The organism is Nocardioides sp. (assembly GCF_036374615.1).
Taxonomy (GTDB): domain Bacteria; phylum Actinomycetota; class Actinomycetes; order Propionibacteriales; family Nocardioidaceae; genus Nocardioides.
In genome coordinates this window covers 1-3,016 of record NZ_DASUTK010000128.1, presented here as the reverse complement: position 1 = coordinate 3,016, position 3,016 = coordinate 1, and the positions used below count along the sequence as shown (strand labels likewise).

Sequence of the window (3,016 nt, the reverse complement as noted above, 5' to 3'; positions counted from 1 at the left end):
GGCATCGGTTTCATCAACGCCGACAACTACGACCCGTTCATCCCGCAGTCGGTGCCGACCGAGGGCGCGGGCGAGTGGCTGCACACCCCGCTGCTCCAGCTGGTCACGGGATCGCCCGCTGCCTACGGCGTGGGCGGCGTGCTCTTCGGGGCCTCGCTGGTGTTCTTCGCCTACATCGGCTTCGACGTGGTCGCCACCACCGCCGAGGAGGCCGCGCACCCGCAGAAGGACCTGCCCATCGGCATCCTCGGCTCGCTCGTGATCTGCACGGTTCTCTACGTCGCGGTCGCCCTGGTCATCACCGGCATGGTGAACTACAAGGACATCAACCCCGACGCCGCGCTGGCACAGGCCTTCATCGCCAAGGGCAAGGATGGCTACGCGACGTTGATCTCGGCCGGCGCTGTGGCCGGCCTGACGACCGTGGTCATGACGCTGCTGATCGGCGCCGTGCGGGTGACCTTCGCGATGAGCCGCGACAGCTTGTTGCCACACGGGTTGGGACACGTCTCGCCCAAGACCGGCACGCCGGTCAGGCTCACGTTGACCATCGGCCTGATCGTCGCGCTCGTCGCCTCCCTCACGCCGGTCGGCAAGCTGGAGGAGATGGTCAACATCGGCACCTTGACGGCCTTCCTCCTGGTGTCGCTCGCGATCCCGATCCTCCGCAAGAACCGTCCTGATCTCGAGCGGTCCTTCAAGGTGCCGCTGTCGCCCTTCCTGCCCTGGCTCGCGGCCGCCATCTGCTTGTTCCTGATGATCAACCTGACCGCCGAGACCTGGCTGCGGTTCCTGGTCTGGATGCTGCTCGGCTTCGCCATCTACTTCGCCTACGGCTACCGCAACAGCCGCGTCGGCAAGGGCGAGGGCGAGCCGGTCAGGGACTACTCGCGCTGACCACCCGTCTGCGGTTCCTCTTCACGTTCGTCGGCGGGGCCGGACACCTCGACCCGTTGCTGCCCCTCGCCCGGGCGGTGGCGGCCGCGGGCCACGCGGTGGCCATCGCCGGGTCGGGCAACCAGATGCCGCGCGTCGAGGCGCAGGGCTTCACGGCGCTGCCCACCAGCGAGCCGAGACCCGCGTCCGCGTCCGTCCTCGAGTTCGCTCCACTGACGCCTGTCGTGCCGCTCGACACCGAGGTCGAGTTCGCCGAGAACTTCGCGGGCAAGGGCACTCGGCGTCACGTGCCGGCGGTCGGCGGCCACCTCCAGACATGGCGGCCGGACGTCGTGGTGCGCGAGGAGACCGACTTCGGCTCCGCGATCGCCGCCGAGATCGCGGGGGTCCCGTGCGCCACGCTGGTGGTCCTGGCGGCGGGCACGCTGGCCCGACGCGACCTCGTGTCGCCGGTCCTCCAGGCGGTGCGGGCCGAGCAGGGCCTCGCGCCCGACCCGACCCTCGCGACGTTCCGACGCGACTTGGTGCTCTCGCCGTTCCCGCCGTCGTTCCGCGACCCGTCGGTGCCGCTGCCGCCGACCGGGTTCTCGTACCGCCCGGGCCGGTCGCTCCCGTCGGACGCGGCCCCGTGGTCTACGTCAGCCTCGGCACGGTGTTCAACACCGGCGCGGGCGACCTGTTCGCGCGCCTCCTCGCCGGGCTGGCGGCCGTCCCGGCCGAGGTGCTCGTCACCGTCGGGCGCACCATCGACCCGGCGGACTTCGGCGACCAGCCCGCGCACATCACGATCGCGAGGTACGTCCCCCAGGCCGACGTGCTGCCGCAGTGCGGGCTCGTGGTCTCGCACGGCGGCTCCGGCAGCCTGATGGGCGCGTTGGAGCACGGTCTTCCCTCGGTGCTGACCCCGCTGGGTGCCGACCAGCCGCACAACGCCCGACGGGCCGCCGACCTCGGGGTGGCCCGTGTCCTCGACGCGGCAACGGCCACTCCCGACGAGATCGGTCGGACCCTGACCGCGATGCTCGTCGACACGCGAGCGCGAGACGCCGCGCTCGCGCTCAAGACCGAGATGGACGCCTTGCCGCCGGTCGAGGCGACCGTGCCGCTGCTGGAGCGGCTGGCCGGTCACTACGCTGGGTGACATGGTGCAACGGCTGGTCCACATCGTCGACGAGGTCCCCGGGCTCGACGACGGCGACCACCCGGCCCTGACCCTCGTCCTCGTGCTCGACGGCTTCCTCGACGCCGGCAACGCGGCGGCCCGCGCGGCCCGGCACCTGGTCGAGCAGCAAGGAGGCCAGGGCGGCCCCGTGGTGGCGACGTTCGACGTCGACGAGCTCCACGACTACCGCGCCCGTCGACCCGCCCTGTCCTTCGTTCGCGACCACTACGAGTCCTACGACGCCCCTCGCCTGGTCGTCCGCCTGCTCCAGGACGCCGGCGGGACGCCCTACCTCCTGCTCCACGGACCCGAGCCAGACACCCGCTGGGAGGCGTTCTGCGAAGCCGTCCGTGAGGTGGTCGAGCGCTTCGGCGTGACCTGCGTCGTCGGCATGGGCGCGGTGCCGATGGCGGTCCCGCACACCCGGCCGATCGCGATCACCGAGCACGCCAACAACATCGAGCTCATCGCCGGCGACAGCCGCTGGCGCGGCGAGCTGCGCATCCCGTCCAGCGCGCAGGCGCTGCTCGAGGTGCGGTTGGGGGAGTGGGGGCACGACGCGATGGGCTTCGTCGCGCACATCCCGCACTACCTCGCCCAGCTCGAGTACCCCCGCGCCTCCGCCGCCCTGCTCGAGCACGTCGAGCGGGCAGGCAGGCTCACCATCGACCTCTCGGAGCTGCACGCCGAGGCCGAGGAGCGCGAGGCCGAGATCACCCGGTACCTGGCGGCCAACGAGGAGGTCGGCGAGGTCGTCACGGCGCTCGAGCAGCAGTACGACGCGTTCACGCGCGCCGAGGAGAGCGGCAGCAGCCTCCTGGCCGGCAACCAGCCCCTGCCGACCGGTGAGGAGATCGGCCAGCAGTTCGAGCAGTTCCTGGCCGGCCTCGACCGGCCGACCGACTGGCCCGACAACTCCAACGACAACTAGGGCTCTCGCACATGCCAGCCTCCGCC

General features: G+C 71.5%; 3 protein-coding genes and 1 pseudogene. All 4 read left to right on the top strand.

The window, feature by feature from the left end; genetic code table 11:
* A partial coding sequence (locus VFZ39_RS10400) for an APC family permease (protein ID WP_330865678.1) occupies positions 1-897 on the top strand: 897 nt, incomplete at its 5' end.
* A gap of 125 nt (positions 898-1,022) precedes the next feature.
* Positions 1,023-1,373 (top strand): annotated as a pseudogene (locus VFZ39_RS19080) (glycosyltransferase); the annotation flags it as partial.
* Between the two features lie 152 nt (positions 1,374-1,525).
* Positions 1,526-2,038, top strand: coding sequence for a glycosyltransferase (locus VFZ39_RS10390; protein WP_330865676.1), 513 nt, complete (start codon positions 1,526-1,528; stop codon positions 2,036-2,038).
* 1 nt (position 2,039) lies between these two features.
* Positions 2,040-2,990: a PAC2 family protein gene (locus VFZ39_RS10385; protein ID WP_330865675.1), complete on the top strand. Its 951-nt coding sequence runs from the start codon at positions 2,040-2,042 to the stop codon at positions 2,988-2,990.
* The last annotated feature ends 26 nt before the right edge of the window (positions 2,991-3,016 follow it).

Bases quoted from the DNA above. Each gene is read 5' to 3' on its own strand.
- VFZ39_RS10385 (WP_330865675.1), top strand. From the start codon at position 2,040: ATGGTGCAACGGCTGGTCCACATCGTCGACGAGGTCCCCGGGCTCGAC.